This window comes from Nordella sp. HKS 07, from assembly GCF_011046735.1.
GTDB lineage: Bacteria > Pseudomonadota > Alphaproteobacteria > Rhizobiales > Aestuariivirgaceae > Taklimakanibacter.
The window spans coordinates 3,185,717-3,204,891 of record NZ_CP049258.1; the positions used below are offsets into that span (position 1 = coordinate 3,185,717).

The 19,175-nt window shown below is 60.7% G+C and carries 21 protein-coding genes, 1 tRNA gene and 1 pseudogene; 11 read left to right on the forward strand and 12 right to left on the reverse strand.

Annotated features, from left to right (window positions below):
- Window positions 1-10: 10 nt before the first annotated feature.
- The 8 genes from G5V57_RS14975 (at window position 11) to nikE (ending at window position 9,774) form a co-directional block, all read left to right on the forward strand.
- Window positions 11-1,171, forward strand: a complete 1,161-nt coding sequence (locus G5V57_RS14975; RefSeq protein WP_165168295.1) for a hypothetical protein — start codon at window positions 11-13, stop codon at window positions 1,169-1,171.
- Window positions 1,172-1,244: 73 nt separating this feature from the next.
- On the forward strand, window positions 1,245-1,589 hold the full coding sequence (locus tag G5V57_RS14980) for a hypothetical protein (RefSeq protein WP_165168297.1): 345 nt from the start codon (window positions 1,245-1,247) through the stop codon (window positions 1,587-1,589).
- Window positions 1,590-1,602: 13 nt separating this feature from the next.
- Entirely contained in the window at window positions 1,603-1,926 is a 324-nt protein-coding gene (locus G5V57_RS14985; protein WP_165168299.1) for a hypothetical protein, read from the forward strand.
- Between the two features lie 33 nt (window positions 1,927-1,959).
- On the forward strand, window positions 1,960-4,704 hold the full coding sequence (locus tag G5V57_RS14990) for a WD40 repeat domain-containing protein (RefSeq protein ID WP_165168301.1): 2,745 nt from the start codon (window positions 1,960-1,962) through the stop codon (window positions 4,702-4,704).
- 96 nt (window positions 4,705-4,800) lie between these two features.
- A complete protein-coding gene (gene nikA / locus G5V57_RS14995) occupies window positions 4,801-6,366 on the forward strand; it encodes a nickel ABC transporter substrate-binding protein (protein ID WP_165168303.1) in 1,566 nt (521 codons plus the stop codon).
- 11 nt (window positions 6,367-6,377) lie between these two features.
- Entirely contained in the window at window positions 6,378-7,322 is a 945-nt protein-coding gene (nikB, locus tag G5V57_RS15000) for a nickel ABC transporter permease subunit NikB (protein ID WP_165168305.1), read from the forward strand.
- Window positions 7,319-8,188: a nickel ABC transporter permease subunit NikC gene (nikC, locus tag G5V57_RS15005; protein WP_165168307.1), complete on the forward strand. Its 870-nt coding sequence runs from the start codon at window positions 7,319-7,321 to the stop codon at window positions 8,186-8,188. The genes nikB and nikC overlap by 4 nt, the downstream gene beginning before the upstream one ends.
- Entirely contained in the window at window positions 8,188-9,774 is a 1,587-nt protein-coding gene (gene nikE / locus G5V57_RS15010; RefSeq protein ID WP_165168308.1) for a nickel import ATP-binding protein NikE, read from the forward strand. Before nikC ends, nikE begins: the two co-directional genes overlap by 1 nt.
- Here the strand turns inward: nikE and nikR are convergent.
- A complete protein-coding gene (gene nikR / locus G5V57_RS15015; RefSeq protein ID WP_165168309.1) occupies window positions 9,767-10,234 on the reverse strand; it encodes a nickel-responsive transcriptional regulator NikR in 468 nt (155 codons plus the stop codon). The two genes, nikE and nikR, sit on opposite strands and share 8 nt — an antisense overlap.
- A gap of 78 nt (window positions 10,235-10,312) precedes the next feature.
- Window positions 10,313-10,933 carry a 5-formyltetrahydrofolate cyclo-ligase gene (locus tag G5V57_RS15020; RefSeq protein ID WP_165168310.1) on the reverse strand — a complete coding sequence of 207 codons (621 nt, stop codon included), beginning with the start codon at window positions 10,931-10,933 and terminating at the stop codon, window positions 10,313-10,315.
- Window positions 10,934-11,046: 113 nt separating this feature from the next.
- Between G5V57_RS15020 and G5V57_RS34380 the strand changes: the two are divergent.
- Both G5V57_RS34380 and G5V57_RS15025 read left to right on the forward strand, forming a co-directional pair.
- A pseudogene (locus G5V57_RS34380) lies at window positions 11,047-11,124 on the forward strand (hypothetical protein); the annotation flags it as partial.
- 125 nt (window positions 11,125-11,249) lie between these two features.
- Window positions 11,250-11,882, forward strand: a complete 633-nt coding sequence (locus G5V57_RS15025) for a LysR substrate-binding domain-containing protein (protein ID WP_246737631.1) — start codon at window positions 11,250-11,252, stop codon at window positions 11,880-11,882.
- Between the two features lie 99 nt (window positions 11,883-11,981).
- Here G5V57_RS15025 and G5V57_RS15030 read toward each other — a convergent pair whose 3' ends face one another.
- Complete coding sequence (locus G5V57_RS15030; RefSeq protein WP_165168312.1) at window positions 11,982-12,749, reverse strand: trypsin-like peptidase domain-containing protein; 768 nt, start codon at window positions 12,747-12,749, stop codon at window positions 11,982-11,984.
- Between the two features lie 343 nt (window positions 12,750-13,092).
- Entirely contained in the window at window positions 13,093-13,620 is a 528-nt protein-coding gene (locus G5V57_RS15035) for an Hsp20/alpha crystallin family protein (RefSeq protein WP_165168314.1), read from the reverse strand.
- A 50-nt stretch (window positions 13,621-13,670) separates the two neighbouring features.
- Here G5V57_RS15035 and G5V57_RS15040 point away from each other — a divergent pair, with 50 nt between their 5' ends.
- Window positions 13,671-13,841: a hypothetical protein gene (locus G5V57_RS15040; RefSeq protein WP_165168316.1), complete on the forward strand. Its 171-nt coding sequence runs from the start codon at window positions 13,671-13,673 to the stop codon at window positions 13,839-13,841.
- Here G5V57_RS15040 and G5V57_RS15045 read toward each other — a convergent pair.
- The 8 genes from G5V57_RS15045 to G5V57_RS15080 all read right to left on the reverse strand — a co-directional run bounded on the left by G5V57_RS15045 (window position 13,833) and on the right by G5V57_RS15080 (window position 19,163).
- Entirely contained in the window at window positions 13,833-14,675 is an 843-nt protein-coding gene (locus G5V57_RS15045; RefSeq protein WP_165168318.1) for a universal stress protein, read from the reverse strand. The genes G5V57_RS15040 and G5V57_RS15045 overlap by 9 nt on opposite strands.
- Window positions 14,676-15,228: 553 nt before the next feature.
- Window positions 15,229-15,927, reverse strand: a complete 699-nt coding sequence (locus G5V57_RS15050) for a CBS domain-containing protein (protein ID WP_165168320.1) — start codon at window positions 15,925-15,927, stop codon at window positions 15,229-15,231.
- Complete coding sequence (locus G5V57_RS15055) at window positions 15,909-16,412, reverse strand: hypothetical protein (RefSeq protein WP_165168322.1); 504 nt, start codon at window positions 16,410-16,412, stop codon at window positions 15,909-15,911. Before G5V57_RS15055 ends, G5V57_RS15050 begins: the two co-directional genes overlap by 19 nt.
- Before the next feature lie 7 nt (window positions 16,413-16,419).
- A complete protein-coding gene (locus tag G5V57_RS15060) occupies window positions 16,420-16,869 on the reverse strand; it encodes a helix-turn-helix domain-containing protein (protein WP_165168324.1) in 450 nt (149 codons plus the stop codon).
- Between the two features lie 19 nt (window positions 16,870-16,888).
- The gene (locus G5V57_RS15065; RefSeq protein ID WP_165168326.1) at window positions 16,889-17,233 is read right to left on the reverse strand and encodes a hypothetical protein; all 345 of its coding nucleotides are present in this window, start codon (window positions 17,231-17,233) and stop codon (window positions 16,889-16,891) included.
- Window positions 17,234-17,468: 235 nt separating this feature from the next.
- On the reverse strand, window positions 17,469-17,927 hold the full coding sequence (locus G5V57_RS15070) for a host attachment protein (RefSeq protein ID WP_165168328.1): 459 nt from the start codon (window positions 17,925-17,927) through the stop codon (window positions 17,469-17,471).
- 388 nt (window positions 17,928-18,315) lie between these two features.
- Window positions 18,316-18,390, reverse strand: a tRNA-Gly gene (locus tag G5V57_RS15075).
- A gap of 101 nt (window positions 18,391-18,491) precedes the next feature.
- Entirely contained in the window at window positions 18,492-19,163 is a 672-nt protein-coding gene (locus G5V57_RS15080) for a CBS domain-containing protein (protein WP_165168330.1), read from the reverse strand.
- Between the last annotated feature and the right edge of the window lie 12 nt (window positions 19,164-19,175).

Genomic DNA, 19,175 nt, shown 5'->3' on the forward strand with positions numbered 1-19,175 from the left:
TGTTGACGGGATGCGACAAGAGCTTCTGGATCATTACGACGAAGGCCGGGTGACGGCCATCAGCCGGGACGTCGCCGGGGCGATCGATGCCGCGACCTTCGGCGCGGGCTCCTGGGACGACGTGCCGTTGACGCTGAGCCGCGCCTTTCCCGGTTCCTTCGGTCTTATCTACAACATGAATTTCCCGGAGAAGCGGCTGAATTTCCTCTCCGTGCAGAATACCGACCCGATCTTCGCGACATCCCTGGCCGAGCATTTTGCCTATATCAATCCTTGGGCGCCATTCTGGATATCCAAGAAAAGCGCATTCATTGCCGCGTCGGAGGAGGTCTATCCCGCCCGCACTTTCGCCAAGTCGGAGTTCTACAATGACTGGCTTCTGCCGCAGAACAAGTCTGAGGCCGCCGCCGGAATGAAGATCGTCGGCGAGCGTGATGAGGCGGTGCATCTTCTCTTTCATTTCCCGCTGACGAAATCCGAACTCTATGACAAGGTGGGGAAGGAAGTTCTCAGCCGGGTTCGTGGAAATTTCGAGCGCTCGATCAATCTGGCGCGCCTGTTGCGCTCCGACGTCGAAGCGGCGCTGACCGAAACGGCGCTTTTGCAACGCGGCCGTTGCGCCGCCTTCGTCGTCGATGGCAGCCGGCTGCTGCGCGACGCGAATTCGAAAGCGGAGCGATTGCTGTCGGCCGGAGAGGCGGTGGTGACGCGCAACGGCCGCTGCCACCTCACGGACAAGGAGGCGGATGTCCGCTTCGGCGCGACGCTGGAAAAGCTGGCTGGAGGAATCCCGACCAATGCGTCCCGTCTCGCTTTCCGCACATCGGCCGGCGCCTGGCAGACCTCGCTCGCCGCCATTCCGCCGCCGTCGTCATCCGGTGCCATCGCCGCGTTGCTGCCGCCCCGCCGGATGATCCTGGTTATGGTCGCCGATCTCCGACCGCGGGTAGTTGAAACCGGCGATCTGGCGGTCCTCGCGGGCCTCTTCGCTTTGACGCCGGCGGAGATCGCCTTCTGCCGGCGGCTGCTTCTGGGGGAATCCGTGGCCGAGGCCGCCGAGCGGCTCGCCATAACGGAGGGCACCGCCCGAACCCGGCTGAAGGCCATCCTGCACAAGACCGGCACGGCGCGGCAGAGTCAGCTCATGCTGCTCCTGTCACGATTGGACTGAGCGCCCACTCCCATTTGGGAGTGGTCAGCGCCTTGCGGATTTCTGCAAGCTGGCACCGTTCAGGAAGGAATCGATGTTGCGAACCCTCAGTCTGGCGCCATGGGCGGCGCTCTCAACCACTTTGTGCTGTGCCTCGGCACTGGCGGCCCCCGATTGCGAATTCGCCGATCCCGGCAAGGCGTTTGCCGTGGCGGGTACAGTACTCCAGGCCGGCGCAGCGAACGACCTTGTCGCCGAGATGGGCTATCGCAAAGTGGTTGCCATCGAAGACAAGAAGCGCGGCTGCGTCGCTTATGTGCAGGCCCGCCGCGCTCCGGGATGTGCCAAGGGCAGGAGCGCAACGGCGAAGGGAAAGACCTTCGTCATCAGCTTCACACCCCTCGTGCTGCCGGGCGCCGACAGCGTCAGTTGCCGGTAGCGGGAGGACACGCGTGAAGAATCTCATCCTTGTACTGCTGTTCTGCACCGCCGCGACCGCGGCCCAGGCAAAATGCCCAGGTGATCCCGATGACGGAAAGCGCCTGACGGTCACCGGCAGGATTTTCTACGCCGACCGGCAGGGCGCCACGTATTTCTTCGGTCTCGAGGAGTGCCGGATTCTCGTTCACGCCAAGAACAACGGCAAAGGCGCCTGCAAGGTCGGCGGGACGCTCACCGTGACGGGAATTTTCTACTTCTGCGACTGGCTCGGCGATTGTGTCAAGGAGGCGGGCGACATGGATGCGATCGAGGCGAGCAAGATTAGCTGTCGCTGATGTGAGGATCTGACAAGCTGGAGGCATGAGGGAATGACGTTACTGGCCAGGATCGCCCTGATCGGGCTGCTCGTCTCGTTTGCTTCTGAAACCGTCCGGGCAGATGATCCTTCTCCCGATGCCGCCAGGGACGTCCAGACCACTCTGGGCAAGCTCGGCTATCTCAGATCCGAAGCAACGGGAAAATGGGACAAGACCACCATCGAGGCGGCGATGCGATTTGCCTCGGAAGTGGAATTGCCGCTGCCCCTTATCTCCTTCGGCGCCGACCGCGCCATCCTGCGCAAGGTCCTGGCTGCCGAAGGTGATCGCCGCACAAGCGGAAGGGATATATTTCTGGCCCCCAACGGCCCCTCCCGCTGGTCTGACGACCTCCATCTCTCCGAAGATGGAGCGACGGCGCTTACGGGGACGCAGTCATCCATCGTCATCTGGAACGCCGCCACCGGACGGCCTTTGCGCGTGCTATACGATCATTGCTGCGTGACGGCCGCCAGCCTGAGCGGGGACGGCAAGCTTGCTGCTTTCATCGATAACGAATCGACTGTCAGGATGGTCGATACGGCCACGGGGAAGTTTGCGGCCGTGTTCACGCTTGCCAAGGGGTCGGATGGGTCGGATCGCGATCCATCCACAATCCGCTTCATGCCATCGAACGATGCCGTCGTGATCGCCGACGATGAGGGCAGTATCACGCTCCATCCGCTTACCGGCGGCAAATCCCGTCTGGTGGGCAATCATATTCCGCCGAAGGAAGACCCTACGAGCGCTGGCGAGATCAAAAGCCTTTCGGTCTCCGGCGACGGCAAGCTCGTGGCCTCGCTTTCGGCCTATGACGGCAAGCTGAAAATATGGAACCTGGCGAAAGGCAAGCTGCAGCGCGAGGTGAAGCTATTCCCTGAGAACAAGGGAGGCGATGCCGCCGACGACTCCATCGGCTCGACCGAACGGCAGATGATTGCTTTCGACAGCAAGGGCGCCTCGATTACTGTCGCCGCTTTGAGAATTGGCAACGATTTCCAGGTCATCACGCCGGTAATTCAAAAGATTGACGTGGCGAGTGGAAAAGTCAGCCGGATCGACGCTGTGCCCGTGGTATTCGCGGCGGCATCCGCCGGCGGTCTCCTGGCCGCGTCCGACCCCAGGGCTGGTGAAGTGAGCCTTTACGACATGAGCAGCCTGGAGAAGACCGCGGCAGTCAAATCCAACCTCCTCGTCAATGCGATCGACGCCGGCGGGCGCCGCGCGCTTGCGCAAGTCCCCGCCAACGAGTGGTCATATGAAGGCAATTTCGTATTCTTCGACATGGCGGCAGGCACGACGGTGGCGACGCCGACCCTGAAAGCGGAGTACATCAACCGTTTTGCCGTCAATGACGAGAACAAGACCGCCTATCTCGGAGTTTTCGAGGACAAGCTCGCCTCCCTTTCTCTGGTCACGGGCGAGGTCAGTTTCATCCCCCTCAAAGGGTTGCCCCCAGCGGAAGCTGGCAAGCCCGCGCTCTCGCTGCGGGCACTCGATCTGGTTTCGGGCAAGATTATAGATCGGGAGGATATTTATGTGCCGGCGAGGGGCCAGGAGTCCGAGACGCCGCCGCGCGTCCTGTCGATCGACCCAGGCACCGGCAATGTCGATATTCGCGGCATCACGACGCCGCCGGTCGAGAACGGCTACTATGGTATAGTCGGCACGGCACTTTCGGCGGACGGCCGGTTTGCGGTGAACGGGTATCAAAGGGAGCGTGAAAGCGAGGATGCCGAAGCGTTCGTCTCGATCGTCGACGTGTCCACCGGCAAGGAAAAGGCGAACTTTCCTTTCTACCCGCAAACCCACGGCGCTGTTGGCCTCACATGCCTGTGGTTCGGGACCGTCTGCAAGCAGCGCAGCCTGCAGACCACCCATGAAATCGCGCGAAACATGTTCGGTTACGCCACCGACATCACCTTCACCGGATCCGGCAAATACGTTCTCGCGGGCTATTGGGAACCGGCGATTTCGGCCATTGATGCAGAGACGGGTGAAATCGCGACCATATACAATACGTCTTTGACCTACGAGAAATGGGGCATTCCCGCGAAAAAAGTAGGCCCCGGCCTCGGCAAGAAGGACGGATGGGATCCGGAAGTGGCCGAAGCCGGCGCGCGCGGCGCTTCTGTTCCCCGGCTGGTGCTTCCCCTTCCCGCCAGCGACGATTTCCTGGCGGTGCTCGAATCGGATTTCGGCTCGAAGGCCTTCATGCTCCGCTTTTCCGCCGGGCGTTCCGATCCAAGCGCCGTGATCGAGATACCGGCGCGCGCCGACAAGGGTGTCGTGTCGCCGGACGGAAACCTTGTCGCGCTCGGTTATGCGGGCGGGCTCATTCTCATTCTTGATGTGGAAACGGGAAACATCCGAAGCACGCTCTATGATAACCACGGCCTGCCGGGCACCCTGCGCTTCTCCGCCGATAGCCGGAGGCTCTATTCCATCTCGACGATAAAATATTCCGGACAGACGGCCGATGGCGCATTCCGCATCTGGGACACGGCGAACGGCGATCTACTTGCCAGCACCCATGTGTTCGCCAATGGTGAATGGATTACGCTCACGCCTGAAGGTTTCTACACAGGAACCGCTGCGGCCGGCCGGAAAGTCGCCGTCCGCCTCGGAGAGAAGGAAAGCGTGCCGGAGGCGGACGTCGCGAGGATGCTTCATCGCCCGGATCTTGTCGCAGCGCGCCTCGCGGGCGAAAGCAAGGAGAAGCTTGCGGCGGCTGCGGCGAGCCTCGCTTTCAAATAGCCCGATCGCTCTAAGCAAGTATGATGAATATTGATAGACATCATACTCTCGCCTGTATAGGTTCCCGCTCGGCGTGAACGAAGCGGGGAGTGGGCGATGCGGATTGCGAGGATCTTGGCTGGTCTGGCCATTCTGGCGCTGCTCGCCTCCGGGCCGGTGCGGGCCGAGACGACGCTGACCTATTCATGGCCTTCCAATGTCGGGCCTCTCAACCCACATGCCTATGCCCCGAACGAAATGTTCGCCCAGGCCATGCTCTATGAGCCGCTGGTCAGATATCAGGCTGATGGCACGATCAAGCCCTGGCTGGCGACGGCATGGACCGTGTCGGGCGACGGACATGTCTACAACTTCACGCTGCGCAAGGGCGTTAGGTTCTCGGACGAGTCGGTCTTCGACGCCGCCGCCGTCAAAGCCAATTTCGATACTGTCCTGGCAAGCCGTGACCGTCACAGCTGGCTGGAACTCGCCAACCAGGTGGTGAAGACCGAAGCGCTCGATGAGTCGACCTTCCGCCTCACCTTGAAGAATTCATACTATCCGGTTCTGCAGGAGCTGGCTCTGATCAGGCCGTTCCGATTCATCTCGCCCAAAGCGATTCCTGCCGAAGGCACCGCCGACAAGATCGTGGCGCCCGTCGGCACCGGGCCTTGGAAGCTGGTGGAGACGAGGCTCGGCGAATATGACGTCTTCGCCCGGAACGAGGATTACTGGGGGCCGAAGCCGACTTTCGACCGCATCGTCGTGAAGGTCATTTCCGACCCGAACAGCCGCGCCGTGGCGTTCGAGACCGGAGACATCGACCTGATCTATGGCGAGGGCCAGATCTCTCCCGATACCTTCGCCCGTTTCCAGGCGATGTATCCGGGACGGACCGGACTGTCGGAGCCCTTGATGACGCAAATGGCGGCGCTGAACACGAAGCGGGCGCCCACCAACGACCTGGCGGTCCGCCGGGCCATCAATCATGCGGTGGACAAGGACGCCATTGTGGCCGGCGTCCTTTATGGCACGCAGAAGCGCGCCGATACGCTCTTCGCGCCGAATTTCCCTTACACCAATGTCGGGCTCGCACCTTACGGCTACGATCCGGCCAAGGCGCAGGCGCTGCTCGATGAGGCCGGATGGGTGCGCGCGGAGGGCCAATCCATCCGCGCGAAAGACGGCGTGTCGCTGCGTATTGAGCTCAACTATGTCGGCAACAACGCGCAGCAGAAGGCGATTGCCGAGGTCATCCAGGCCGATCTGCGCAAAGTGGGCATCGACGCCGTGCTGGTGGGCGAGGAAGCCAATTCCCTCGATGCGCGTCAGCGCAGCGGCGAGTTCGGCATGATACTCGGGGAGACATGGGGCGCGCCCTATGATCCGCATTCCTTCCTGAGCTCGATGCGCGTTCCCTCCCATGCCGACTATCAGGCGCAGTCCGGTCTGGCCATGAAGCCCGAAATCGATGCCAAGATAAGTCAGGTGCTGGTGACGGTGGACGAGGCGAAGCGGCAGCAACTCTATAAAGAGATCCTGTCGACCTTGCATGAGCAGGCGGTCTATCTGCCGCTCACCTACGGAACCTCGCTGCTGGTGGCCGGGCCGAAGCTCGGCGATATCGGCTTTGGCGCCACGGTCTCGGAGATCCCGTTCGAGACATTTCGTCCGGTGAAGTGAGGCGGGGCCCGATGCTGCGCTTCATAGTAGGCCGGATTGCGCTTTTGCCGCCGATGTTGCTCGGCGTCTCGGCCGTCGTCTTTTTGATGCTGCGCCTCGGGCGCGGCGATCCGGCGCTCGACTATCTGCGGCTGTCGCAGATTCCGCCGACCGATGAGGCGATCGCCAAGGTTCGCATCCTGCTTGGACTAGACCGCCCGCTGCTCGAGCAGTATTTCAGCTGGCTTTGGGACGCCATGCGCCTCGACTTCGGCGTTTCCTATGTCACGCGGCGGCCGGTACTCGACGAATTCCTCTATTACCTGCCGGCGACGCTGCAGCTCGCGGCCTTCGCGCTTCTGATCACGCTTGTCGTCAGCATTCCGCTCGGCATCTGGGCGGCGCGCCATCCCGACAGGCTGCCCGATCACATCGTCCGCGGCATCGCCTTCATCGGCGTCTCGATGCCGAATTTCTGGCTCGGCTTCCTGCTCGTGATCGCCTTCTCGCTATGGCTGGGCTGGCTGCCGCCGCTCGGCAAGGGCGGCCTCGAGCACGTGCTCATGCCGGCGGTTGCCGTGTCTCTCATGTCGCTGTCGATCAATGCACGCCTCCTGCGCGCCAGCATGCTCGAGGTGGGGGCGCAGCGGCATGTCCTCTATGCCAGACTGCGCGGCCTGTCCGACAGGCGCATCACGCAGAACCACATTCTGCGCAACGCGATGCTGCCCATCGTCACCGCCACCGGCATGCATGTCGGCGAGTTGATCGGCGGCACGCTCGTCGTCGAGAACATCTTCGACTGGCCCGGTCTCGGCCGCTATGCGGTCTCGGCCATCTATAATCGCGATTTCCCGGTGCTTCTGTGCTTCGTTCTGCTCATGACGGTGATCTTCGTCCTGTGCAATCTGCTCATCGATATTCTGTATGCCTGGCTCGATCCGAGAATCCGGCTGTACGCGGAGAAGGCGCGATGAGCATCGACAGTACGCTCGACAGGCCGGCATCATCGCTCCATCGTCATCGGCGCGGCGTCTGGCAGGTGCGGCTGGCGGCAACGATGATTGCCGTGCTCGCCTTCCTTGCTGTCGCCGCACCACTCATCGTCCCGCATGACCCTAATCTGGTGGACCTGGCGGCCAAACTGCAGGGGCCGAGTGCTGCGCATTGGCTCGGCACCGATCATCTCGGCCGCGACATGCTGGCGCGCCTGATCTATGGAACGCGGGTCTCGCTCGGCTCCGTCGCCATCATCCTGGTGCTGATCCTGGCGCTCGGTATCGGCGTGGGCGGCGTCTCGGGCTATATCGGCGGGCGCGTCGACCAGCTCATCATGCGGTTCTGCGACGTCTTCCTGACTTTTCCGACTTTCGTACTGGCGCTGTTCTTGATCGGCGTGCTCGGCACCGGAATGGTCAATGTCATCGTCGCCGTCGTGCTCTCGCACTGGGCGTGGTATGCGCGCATTGTGCGGGGGCTGGTGTTGTCGATACGCGAGCGCGATTTCGTCACCGCCGCCGAGATGGCGGGCGCCGGACGCTTCAGAATATTCGTCGAGCACATCATGCCGGGCGTCCTGGCGCAGCTCGTCGTGCTGGCGACGCTCGATATCGGTCATATGATGCTACATGTCGCGGGCCTGTCGTTCCTCGGGCTCGGCATCGCCGCGCCGACACCGGAATGGGGCGTGATGATCAACGACGCGCGGCAGTTCGTATGGACGCAGCCGCTCCTTCTCGTCTGGCCCGGCATGATGATCCTGGTGAGCGTCATGGCCTTCAACCGGCTCGGCGATGCGCTGCGCGATCACCTCGACCCGGCATTCAAGGCGGAGCACTGCTGATGGCGAAGGTCCTTGCCGTCGAGGCTTTGACGCTGGCGACGACGCGACAGGGTGTCCCGGTCGAGCTGGTGCGCGGTCTCGATCTGAGTGTTCGCGCCGGCGCTGTGACCGCGCTGGTGGGCGCCAGCGGCTGCGGCAAATCGCTGACCTGTCTCGGCCTGCAGGACAGCCTGCCGCCGGGCGTCACGCGTCTTGCGGGCCGCGTGTCGATCGACGGTGAGCCGAAATCGGGGCCGGAGCTGCGCGGCCGGCAGGTGGCGACGGTGATGCAGAATCCGCGCAGCGCCTTCAACCCCGTGCTGACCATGCGGGCCCATGCGGTCGAGACGATGAGGGCGGTCGGCCGTCATGGGCGGGATGACGAAGCGCGGATTCTGGCCGCCTTCGAGGAGGTCGGCCTCGAGGAGCCGGAGCGCATCCAGCAACTCTATCCCTTTCAGATGAGCGGCGGCATGCAGCAGCGTGTGATGATCGCCTTGGCGCTGCTTTCGGAGGCACCCTTCCTCATTGCCGATGAGCCGACCACCGATCTCGATCTCGTGCTGCAGGCGCGCGTGCTCACTTTGATCGGGCGTCTGGTAACGACGCACGGTCTTGGCGTTCTGCTCGTCACGCATGACATGGGCGTGGTCGCGCATTCGGCCGATGAGGTTGCCGTGATGGAGGCCGGGCAGATCGTCGAACGTGGCGGTGTCCGGGACATATTCTCGAGCCCCCCGGCATGCGGCGACCCGGGCCCTTCTGGCGGCGCACATGGCACTCTATCCCGAGGAGCAGGTCGCATGAGCCTGATCGCGATCGAGGGTGTGGGAAAAACCTATCGCGCCGGCTCTTTGCTCGGCCGCGGGGCGGCAAAGACGGTGCTGCGGGATATTGATCTCATGATCGCGCCCGGCGAATGTGTCGGCCTGCTCGGCCGCAGCGGTTGCGGAAAGAGCACGCTGGCGAGGCTGATGCTGGGCGTCGAAAGGCCCGATGCCGGACGGGTTTTGTTTCGCGGCCAGGATGTCACCCGCCTCGACAAGTCCGGGCGGCGGGACTTCCGGGCTGCGGTACAGCTTGTCTTTCAGGATTCGATCGGCGCCGTCGACCCGCGCCACTCCATTGCGAGGACGTTGAGCGAGCCGCTCAGGCATCTAACCGGGCTTGGCAAGGACGCCATGGCGGCGCGCGTGGTGGAACTGCTGGCCCTGGTTGGCCTCGACCGCCAGGATGCCGGCAAGCTTCCGGGACAGATGAGCGGCGGGCAGTTGCAGCGTGTCTGCATCGCCCGGGCGCTGGCGCCGCGACCGGAGCTGATCGTCCTCGATGAGGCGGTCTCCAATCTCGATCTCGTGCTGCAGCTGCAGATTCTCGATCTGCTTTCAGCGCTGCGCCGTCAATTCGGAACGGCCTTCCTCTTCATCACGCATGATCTGCGGCTCACGCGCCGCCTGTGCGACAGGGTGCTCGTGATGGACGAGGGTCGGATCGTGGAGGAAGGAAAGGTTTTCTCCGTCCTTCAGCATCCCGCGTCGCGGCTGCTCGCCGCCGCTATGCTGCCGGCGCGGCCTCCTAACACTCCTGTGGATGCGCGACCTATTTGACTTTAATATGCATATGCCGGTGAGGCGAACGCTCGCCATGGCTGTGGCTGTGCGCTTCCATCTCGACGGGGATCATGACCAGCTGGCCGTGGCGCACGCCGCGCTCGGCGATCACATGTTCCGCACTATGCCGGATTTCCCGCGTCGGTCCCTTCATCACGGTGACTTCCATGCAATTGTCATGGTCGAGATGGATATGCATCGTCGAGATCGACAAATGGTGATGCTCATGGAAGGTCTCGACGAGCCGCTTTGAGAGTTCGCGGGCGCCGTGATCATAGACATAGACCAAGGCGGCGACGCAGTTTCCGGTATCGGGCGCATTGACGACGGCCTCGCGAATGCCGGCGCGCGCCAGATCGCGGATCGCCTCGGATCTGTTCTGGTAGCCCTTCATCTCGATGACGCGGTCGAGCTCGCTCATGAGATCATCATCCAGGGTGACGGTTACGCGTTGCATGGGCCTGCCTCGGAGTTTGGGTGGTCAGGCTCTGATCGCAGGTTATGCGGCGGCCCGTCAATCGCCTTCGGCGGACGGTCAGGCGGTGACGATCACGTCCATGGCGATGTCATGCGGCTGCGGATAGATGGTTGTTATCCGGCTTTGTGCATAGCCGACGCCGATGGCGAGCGGCTTGCGCGGCATGGCTGCCAGCGTGCGGTCGAAGAAGCCGCCGCCATAGCCCAGCCGATAATGCGCTGCATCGAAGCCGACCACGGGTGCGATCACGATGTCGGGATGGACGGCGGGCCCCCGCGCGGGAACGAGAATGTTCCAGACGCCGCGCTCCAAAGAATCGCCGGGCCTCCAGCTCCTGAATTCGAGCGGCTGGCCCTTTGCGATGACGACGGGGAGCGCGATGCGCCCGCCGCGCGCTATGACACGGATCGCCCAGTTGCGCAGGTCGGGTTCACCGCGAAACGGCCAATAGGTGCCGACGATGCGGCCGCCGGGCTTGCCGATGGTCTTGTCGAGCTCTGTTACGATCAGGCCGGAGCGGGCCTGCCGTCCCTCGGCATCGAGCGCCAGACGTTTATCGATCAGCCGCCGGCGCTCCGCTTTTCTCCAAATCGAGACCGCGCTCCAATCATCCGGCCGTGGCGCCGAACCGTGCAGGGCGCGCGGTGGTGACGCGTTTTGGGCTGACTCAGCTTGCATTTCATCCTGCTCGATCGGCATCCGGGTTGGCGAGACTGCATCGTCGAAAACAACAAGACAAACGAGATTAAATGCTATCTTAGTGCAAGAAAATTGCACTAAGATAGCTACTCATGGATATCGACCGCGCCCGTACTTTTCTGGAAATCGTCCATACGGGCAGCTTCCTGAAGGCGGCCGAGCGCCTTCACGTTACGCAGACGACGGTGAGCGCCCGCATCGGACGCTTGAGGACGAGCTTGGCCGTCAGGTTTTCGTCCGCAACCGCAACGGTGCAAGCCTCACCGCGGCGGGGCGAGAATTCGAACGTTTCGCGTTGTCCTTCGTACAGATCTGGGAACGCGCCCGCCAACAGCTCTCACTTCCGCCGGGACGCGCCAGCGTCGTGGCGCTGGGGAGCGAGCTCAGCCTCTGGAACCCGCTGCTGCTCGACTGGCTCGTTTGGATGAAGAGGCGGCAGCCGATGATCGCGGTCCATGCCCATGTCGGTATGCCCGACCAGTTGCTGGAGCAGCTGCGCACCGGCGTGCTCGACATCGCGGTCCTCTACGCGCCGAAGCTCCTGCCCGGCTTCAAGGTCGAGCTGATCGAGGAGGAACAGCTTGTCCTTGTCAGGAGCCCGGATGGAGATGAAGAGTCACTCGACTATGTTCATGTCGACTGGGGGCCTCAATTTGCAGCGCTTGGCGGTTTCGGCCAGGCCGCCTTCAAGGAACCGGGCCTTCTGGTCGAGCACGGACCTCTCGGCCTCAACTACATTCTGCGCGCCGGCGGCATGGGCTATTTCCGCAAAGGCGCGGTGACGCCGCATCTCGAGGCGGGCGAGCTCATTCTCTTGGAAGGGGCTCCACAATTCACCTATCCGGCCTATGCCGTCTATCCGGACTCCACTGATGTCCGCGCCGACGTGCAGGAAGCGCTGCGCGGTCTCAAGGAAATCGCGCGCTGACGCGCCTTCCCGGGTGTTCATGTATGCGCCGCAGTCTCAGGGAATGATGAAATGGAGCGGGCGAAGAGAACCGAGCCCGGAGCGAGTTCATTCCACCATTCACTGAGATGCTTTGTCTTGCTTGATGATCTCGCGCACGACACTGCGAGCGGTATTGATGGGAACTGCAAAACCGATCCCACTATTGGTGCCCAATGGCGCGAATATCATGCTGTTGATGCCGACAATCTCTCCCTTCAGATTTACGAGGGCGCCGCCGGAATTGCCGGGATTGATCGAGGCATCCGTCTGAATAAGGTCTTCGTCCGGCGGGTTTCTGCGCAGTGCGCTAACGATGCCTAAGGTTACGGTTTGGCCAAGTGCAAATGGGTTTCCAACCGCTACGACATAGTCGCCGACCCTGAGCTTGTCGGAATCACCGAATATCGGCTCGACCAAATTTTCCGGGACAACTCGGACGAGCGCCAGATCTGTGGTTTCGTCTGCGCCGACGACAGCGGCTGGCAGTCGTCTTCCATCTGCCAGAACGACCGTAATGTCATCCGCTTCATCCACCACATGACGGCTGGTCAACACCAAGCCTTCATGCGCTTCGGTGATAACTCCTGAGCCCGCAGTCCAGAACTCATGGTCCCCTGGAGAGGCGTCCTCAGGCAGGCCGAAGAATTTTCTGACATGTGGATCGGACAGAAGAGGGTCCTGCTCGTCAGGAGCCCGCCCGTGAGCGGCTATGCTGACAATTGCCGGCAAGACTTTCTCGAGTATCGGCGCCAAACTAGGCGTCCGCTGATCGGGAGTCTGCGCAAAAGAGGTTCCGGTCAGTTGCGCACTGAGGACCAAGATCAATAGGAATCTGAAGCCAGACATCGGAATATCCTATCTCAATCTTTACGCAACTTATCGCACCCATGGTCAAAGATCTTGACGTGGATCAAGAAGCCTCGGCTCATTAATGGCGCGAGATGAAAGCTGGCGGCATTAACAAGGGTCAAGGCGAATGAGCCGCTGATTGAGCCAAGCGGGCACATCTGTGAGACTCGCCAGGGCAAGTTGCAGGATGAGCAGCGACAGACCAATGCAGTACGAACTGCTATAGCCGGTAAGCGCCTCCATGTCCGATGGCCTGCATAGACGGATAGCCTGGAACGCGAGACGACAGGACGACCGGCGCTCGCGTTCCAGGCTCATTTAGAGTCTATTTTCGAGTACTTCAGGCTACTTTTACTTCAATCTTCTTGGTCGGCATCGTCGCCTCTGCCGTCTTGGGCAGGACGACAGTCAGCACGCCGTTCCTGAGGGTCGCTTCGATCTTTCCGGAGTCGACCCCATCGGGGATACGGAAGTTTCGCTCGAACGCTCCATACTGGCGCTCCGACAGATGACTGTCGCCCTTCGTCTCCTCGCGGCTCTCCTTCTTCTCGCCCCTGATCAATAGTTGATTATTCACCAGTTTGAGCTCGAGGTTTTCGGCGGTCATGCCGGGCACCTCGGCTGTTATTTCGTACGACTTTTCCTTGTCGATGATATCGACGGCGGGCGACGACCATGAGGTCTCCATTCGAGCCAGCGGCTCCCAATCGAAGATTGAGCGCTGGAAGAACGGTCGCCAATTCCGATCAAACTCATCGAAAGCCTGGTTGATCTCACGCTGCAGGCTCAGGAACGGTAGCCATGGCGCCCGCTCGGGAGGAGCCTTTCCCTCTTTCGTGATGGGCGGTCTGGTTACGGATTGTGTCATGGTATCCTCCTTCCACTGAGGATATGCATCATGTCTGATCGGTCAGATTAATGCTTGATCTCGGTCAAGCCGGGCCGATTTGTCCAACCGCGGCGGCGAGCGATGACATGCCGCTGATCCGGGTCGGGCTTGAATTTCTGCCGCCGTCCAGTCAATTTCGTGCATCGTCCCGACTACGCAACTTCCGCATCCTGAAGGTCGAGGTTACCGCCTCAATGTGAGAAGAACACTGGGCAATTCATGGCGTTGAGGACCGATCGGGTCGCTCCACCAAGGATGAGTTCGCTCAGGCGAGAATGCCCGTAAGCTCCCATGACCAGGAGGCCAGCGCCGCTATCCGTTATTTTCGTCAGCAAGGCTTCACCAGCTTCTTTCCCTCCGGTGGAGAGAGACTCGATCGACACCTTGACGCCATGACGTGACAGGGTTGTGGCCAAGTCGGCGCCGGGCAGACTGCCCGGATTGGGACGTTCCTTTTCCGGATCGACCCACACCACCCGGACCTCATTGGCGCAGGTCAACAGCGGTATACTGTCGAAGGCGGCACGAGCCGATTCACGCCGTCCGCTCCAGCCGATGATGACCAGATCGGCGACGAGATCCGAGCGATCCTTTCTCGGAAGGACAATGATTGGCCTGCCGGTCGCCAGCAGCATCTGCTCGACGAAATCGCGGCCAGTGACGGACAATTCAACCCCTTCCGGCGCCTGACTTATGATTGCGATGTCGGAGCAGCGGACGTAATCGACTACGTGGTTTGTTATGTTGGGAAAACTCGAGTCTACCACGATGAAGTCATTTCTGATGCCGGCAACTTGTGCTATTGAATCGAACAGGTTCCGCACGGACTTCTCGGCCTTCTGGTAGGTCTCCCGATTGCCTTCGAAGACGATCGGCATTCCGAAATCGATTCCGGCATAGACCTCGACTGCGGGGATGACATACAGGCCGCGGAGATGGGAATCAAATTTGCGGGCGAGCTCCGCGGCGCTTGTGAGGAGAGCTTCATTGCGCTTGAGATCGTTGAGGCTCACTAGAATCGTCTTGTATGTCATGGACATTTCCTCAGGTCGGATCTGGGATTTGCGAGAATAGCTGTGAGCGCCCCGATCGAATTGACAGAGGTCAAAGACCGAGGTCAAACATCAGGCACCCAGATGATCGGCTATGGAGTTGAGTATTGGACGCAACTCGGCATGTGCCTTCGACCCGACGGCGGCAAGATCCTAAATGATCTCAGGCCAAGCTTTCCCGCCTGCGCAAGCATGTCCAAAGCCGCGCTCTCCTCGAAATCCCGCAGATACGCCGCATGTTCGATCGCTGCGCCGGAGCCGCCGATTGACAAGCCGTGCACAGAACTGTTTATCGCGACAGCACTGCTGCGGAGGTCGGATCGGTCGGGATTGATCGCGTGTTCGCATTCGCTAGGGTGCTTGCGCTTCTACTGGATCAGTCGAGGATAGGGAGCTTGACCGCTCTCGTGACTTGGTAGCCACTCTCGCCGGGGAAAGGGATCGCCGAACAAGGCGTATCGGACGCCGCTTCCACGTGTAATTTTTCAAGTGGGCCGACAACGGCGCCGGCGAGGCATCTCAGCCCTGACTCATGTCAAGGATGGGCGCGGGGCGACAGGCCTTTTTCGAGAACCAGATGATCGATGACTGATTTGACACCCGGAATCGACTCGGCGGCGGCTGTCAATGCGCGACGTTGGGCTTCGCTGGAAATGCGTCCGACAAGCTCGACGACGCCATCTCGGACAGAAATGTCAATGTCTGCCAAGGGCGCCCAGGACTCTCGTGTGCAGATCGCGAAGAGCCTTCTCTTTATCTCATTGTCGTCACAGCAGTCATCGGCGGCACGCCGAGCGGCTTCGACGAAAGCGCGCAGGATGTCGGTGCGGCTCACCAAGCCGAGCAGCCTTCGCTGCTGGGTCACTGGTACCCGCTTCACATTATGCCGATCCATGATGTCGACGATTAACTGAATTGGGGCATCTGCGTCGACTGTATGCAGCGCCGTTGTCATGACGCGGCCTACGTGTTTGCCATGAGACTGCGCATAGTCAGCGGCAAGGCGCTCATAGCCGGCCTGGAATTCGGCAAAGCCGCCGCGAGCCGCCACTGTTGCGATCTCTGCCCGGCGCAAGAGGTCACCTGCCGTTATCATGCCTGCGAGATTACCCGAAGAGTCCACGACAGGAAGACCGCTGACATGGCGTTGGAGCATGATTTCCGCCGCTTCGAGAACCGAAGCGGTGGGACAAATGGTTGCAAGTTCGGTTGTCATCAAGTCTTTGGCGCGCATGGGAAAAACTCCTTGGTATCGTCTTCTGTGACAAGATCATGGACAGAGTCCGGGCAGCTGTGCAGCAAGGCGCGTGTCGCAATGCGCTCCTCCTCCATCCTTGCGAGTCTCACCAGGAAAAGAAATTCGCCAGTAGCGACCGCCAGGGCGAGTCGTCGGGCATGTGCGGGAATCAGCCAGCGGCTCAGAGAGACTTCGAATGCCGCAATACTCCAAGAAATGGCATTCGGTGGGTCTGGTCCATAGACAAGCGCCACGATTGCGTCCGAGCCGGTTTGGAATTTGAGAGATTGCGGCTTGCCGTTCACGATGGCGCTGAGTTCGTTGGATTTTTCGCGGCTGCGGCTGAAACCCGCTTCCCGCCCGACGATGGAAGTCAGCCGAGATCGAATCTCATAATGCTTCAATTCCTGCGCGATATGCAGGGCATCGTGGAGACCAGCGACAACCGGGACCGCAAACCGCCTGTGTGCCGTATTCTCCATGGACTTCTTACCATTCCTCGTTGCCGCCCGCCGCCAGGGCTTCCAGGCGGCCTATATTGAGAATGACGAGTTTGTGGATCTCCGGCAGGTGAATGATTCGCTTGACCTTCAGCTTGGTGAGATTGCGGCTCACCGTCTCGATCGTAAGCCCGAGAAAGTCGGCAATATCGGACCTGCTCAGATCAAGGCGGATTGTACTAGAGCATCGGACCGAAAAGTGCGAAGCGGTTTTCGGATAATCCGATGCGCAAATCAAAGAGTTAGAGCGCCGGCCCGATTCTATGTGAGCGTCCGGCGCTCTAGAGTTGTTTTGGCGGCGATGGAGTTCGAGAATGAACGCCGACGATCTTTCGATCGCCGACCGCCGATTGAGGACACCGATCTGGCCCCTGGCATTTTCGAGTTCGCGCGAAAGAAGGCTCACGAGTTGCGGCGCCAGTGCTGGCTCGTCCCGCAATCTCCGATATGCGCTGCTCTCATGCAGGCTGCGGAAGCTCGCTTGCGTGACGGCTTCGGCGCTGCAATACCTCTCCGAGGCGGATTCTAGGCCCAGGATGTCTCCGGCGAAGCGCAAGGAAATGATCTGCCGACGGCCGTCGCACAGGACGCGATAGAGCTGTACGAGGCCCGATCTCGATCTTGTAGATCTTTTTGTCGTCGTCACCTTGGTGAAACAGATGCTGATGCGGATCGAGTTTATGCAGCTTTTCGCCCCACAGAATTTCCTCGAATGTTTTCAGAGGATTGGTGGGGCCTTCCAGGCGGGTGGCTGAGGACGGGGAGAAGTGCTTGTGTTCCGGATTTGCGGCTGATGCCAACATGATTCCCTCCCGAGCGAGTGACCTTATGGAGGAAATTAGGCGCATATATGCGTCGCAGGCCTTTGCCGCGATTGTGCCAGTTTGTGGCAATTCGCGCCAACCGGTCGCCGAAATGACCTTCGGCGCGAGAGATGGGCGTTCAGCGGCTTTGCCACGGCATAGCCAGCCTCAAGCAGCACCTCATCCGGCTTGGTCCCGCTCATGAGGGCGAAATCCTTCCGATGCTCGGATAATTTCAGCTGGCGGAACGAGCGACGAGAAACTCCGGCAGATGCCGATCCAGATCCTCATCCGGCACTTTGGTCAGGTCTTTGTCGATGGTCTTGATCAATTTGCTGGCATGCGCCGGAGATAGTGAATCCGAGATCAAATGCTGCAATCGTGCCGGAGCGACGATAACCAGGTTGTCGTAATGCTCGAGTGTGTTGTTTTTGCGCAGATCGTCGGCGATTGATTGAATGAACGCGCTTTCGATCTTGTCCCGCGGGTCCAGTTTCGCCGTTATCGCATGTCTGGCGCTTGTAGCGCTTTCCTGAACGCGAGCCGGCTTGCGGCGGGTGAGTGCTGATGACTTGTCGTGAATATGCGCTGAGACGAAGGTCCGGAATGTCGTGAAATGCCCGAGGATAGTTCGCTCGATGTAACGGACCCGGCCGCCATCCGCGACGATATAAAGCGTCTTAGGTGCTCGCATGATTGGCACTCCTTCTACCTCCTCATATCTACCGGTCCTGAGGCGGGAACCTTTGATTTACATCAATGGATGAAGCGGCCGGGAGATGGCAGTTTCCGGTACTCAGCATCCGGTCATAAGGGTTTGTGGCCCAATACCACTTTATCCCGTTTGCAGCGGTTGCGAGGGCTTGACCTAGATCAAGCGCAAAGCCTAGCCGTTCCTCACGCCGTGAATGCTCATTGGAGAAGTTTCCGGTCCGTCTGGGCGGCGCAACCCTTTCGAGGCTCAAGGGAAGGAAGTGCAGCGACAGGTGGCGTGAGATCTATGCGGACTTGAGCTCGAGGGGGCGGGGGCGGAGCTTGGCGCTTCCGCCATGTACAACGATAAACGTGAAAGTTCCCAAGTATGGAGCGGGCGAAGGGAATCGAACCCTCGACATACAGCTTGGGAAGCTGTCGTTCTACCACTGAACTACGCCCGCTCAGCCGGCGCGACATTAGAGCAGGCGCAGCGAATCTTCAACGGGCTGATTGAGGCCTGAACACAATCATTTGTCAGGCGGCTCGGCAGTCGGCTGGCCCATCATTGCCTTTCCGAGGTCAGCTTCAGATGGTTCTCGATGCATCTGACGCCCCGCGTGTTCTCGGCGATCACCTGCACGACGTCGCGCTCGTCGGCCGTCGCCACCTGGCCCGACAGGCGCACGCCGCCGTCGACGACCGCTATATCGACATGGGCATCCCGGGAGCCCAGAATTTCATGCAATCTGGTCTTGATGCTCCGGCGGATCGCCTCGTCGCCGGCTGCGATCTGTTCCGGCACCGACGTGGCGATCACGCGCAGGAGGTCGCACCGGCTGATCATGCCCACCAGCTTGCCGTCGCGCACCACGGGAAGCCGCTTCACATTGTGCTTTTCCAGAAGCCGTGCCGCCTTGGCGATGCTCCCGTCTTCCTCGACGACGACGACATCCCGGGTCATCACATCACCGACTTTCCAGCTATGGCGTCTGACATAATCACGGGGGTCTGCGACGCCTTCTCCAGACTGGCCGAAATCCTGGATCTTGTCATATCCAAGCTCGGATCGGCGGATGAGATCGCCTTCAGTGATGATGCCGACAATCTTCATGTCGTCATCGACAACAGGCAGCCCGCTTATACCGTGCTTGAGCATGATCTTGGCCGCCTGCCGCACGCTGGCTTCCGGCCCGATCGTGGTCACTTGAGACGACTCGAGATCCCGTATCCGCATTTCTGGATTCCT

Coding starts and splice junctions, on each gene's coding strand:
- G5V57_RS15020 (WP_165168310.1), bottom strand. CDS start 10,933: ATGCAAGCTGAGTCAGCCCAAAACGCGTCACCACCGCGCGCCCTGCAC.
- nikA (WP_165168303.1), top strand. CDS start 4,801: ATGCGGATTGCGAGGATCTTGGCTGGTCTGGCCATTCTGGCGCTGCTC.
- G5V57_RS15055 (WP_165168322.1), bottom strand. CDS start 16,412: ATGGAGAATACGGCACACAGGCGGTTTGCGGTCCCGGTTGTCGCTGGT.
- G5V57_RS15035 (WP_165168314.1), bottom strand. CDS start 13,620: ATGACACAATCCGTAACCAGACCGCCCATCACGAAAGAGGGAAAGGCT.
- G5V57_RS15050 (WP_165168320.1), bottom strand. CDS start 15,927: ATGCGCGCCAAAGACTTGATGACAACCGAACTTGCAACCATTTGTCCC.
- G5V57_RS14980 (WP_165168297.1), top strand. CDS start 1,245: ATGTTGCGAACCCTCAGTCTGGCGCCATGGGCGGCGCTCTCAACCACT.
- G5V57_RS15045 (WP_165168318.1), bottom strand. CDS start 14,675: ATGACATACAAGACGATTCTAGTGAGCCTCAACGATCTCAAGCGCAAT.
- nikC (WP_165168307.1), top strand. CDS start 7,319: ATGAGCATCGACAGTACGCTCGACAGGCCGGCATCATCGCTCCATCGT.
- G5V57_RS14975 (WP_165168295.1), top strand. CDS start 11: ATGCGACAAGAGCTTCTGGATCATTACGACGAAGGCCGGGTGACGGCC.
- G5V57_RS15040 (WP_165168316.1), top strand. CDS start 13,671: ATGCTTGATCTCGGTCAAGCCGGGCCGATTTGTCCAACCGCGGCGGCG.
- nikE (WP_165168308.1), top strand. CDS start 8,188: ATGGCGAAGGTCCTTGCCGTCGAGGCTTTGACGCTGGCGACGACGCGA.
- nikB (WP_165168305.1), top strand. CDS start 6,378: ATGCTGCGCTTCATAGTAGGCCGGATTGCGCTTTTGCCGCCGATGTTG.
- G5V57_RS15070 (WP_165168328.1), bottom strand. CDS start 17,927: ATGCGAGCACCTAAGACGCTTTATATCGTCGCGGATGGCGGCCGGGTC.
- nikR (WP_165168309.1), bottom strand. CDS start 10,234: ATGCAACGCGTAACCGTCACCCTGGATGATGATCTCATGAGCGAGCTC.
- G5V57_RS15030 (WP_165168312.1), bottom strand. CDS start 12,749: ATGTCTGGCTTCAGATTCCTATTGATCTTGGTCCTCAGTGCGCAACTG.
- G5V57_RS14990 (WP_165168301.1), top strand. CDS start 1,960: ATGACGTTACTGGCCAGGATCGCCCTGATCGGGCTGCTCGTCTCGTTT.
- G5V57_RS15065 (WP_165168326.1), bottom strand. CDS start 17,233: ATGTTGGCATCAGCCGCAAATCCGGAACACAAGCACTTCTCCCCGTCC.
- G5V57_RS15080 (WP_165168330.1), bottom strand. CDS start 19,163: ATGCGGATACGGGATCTCGAGTCGTCTCAAGTGACCACGATCGGGCCG.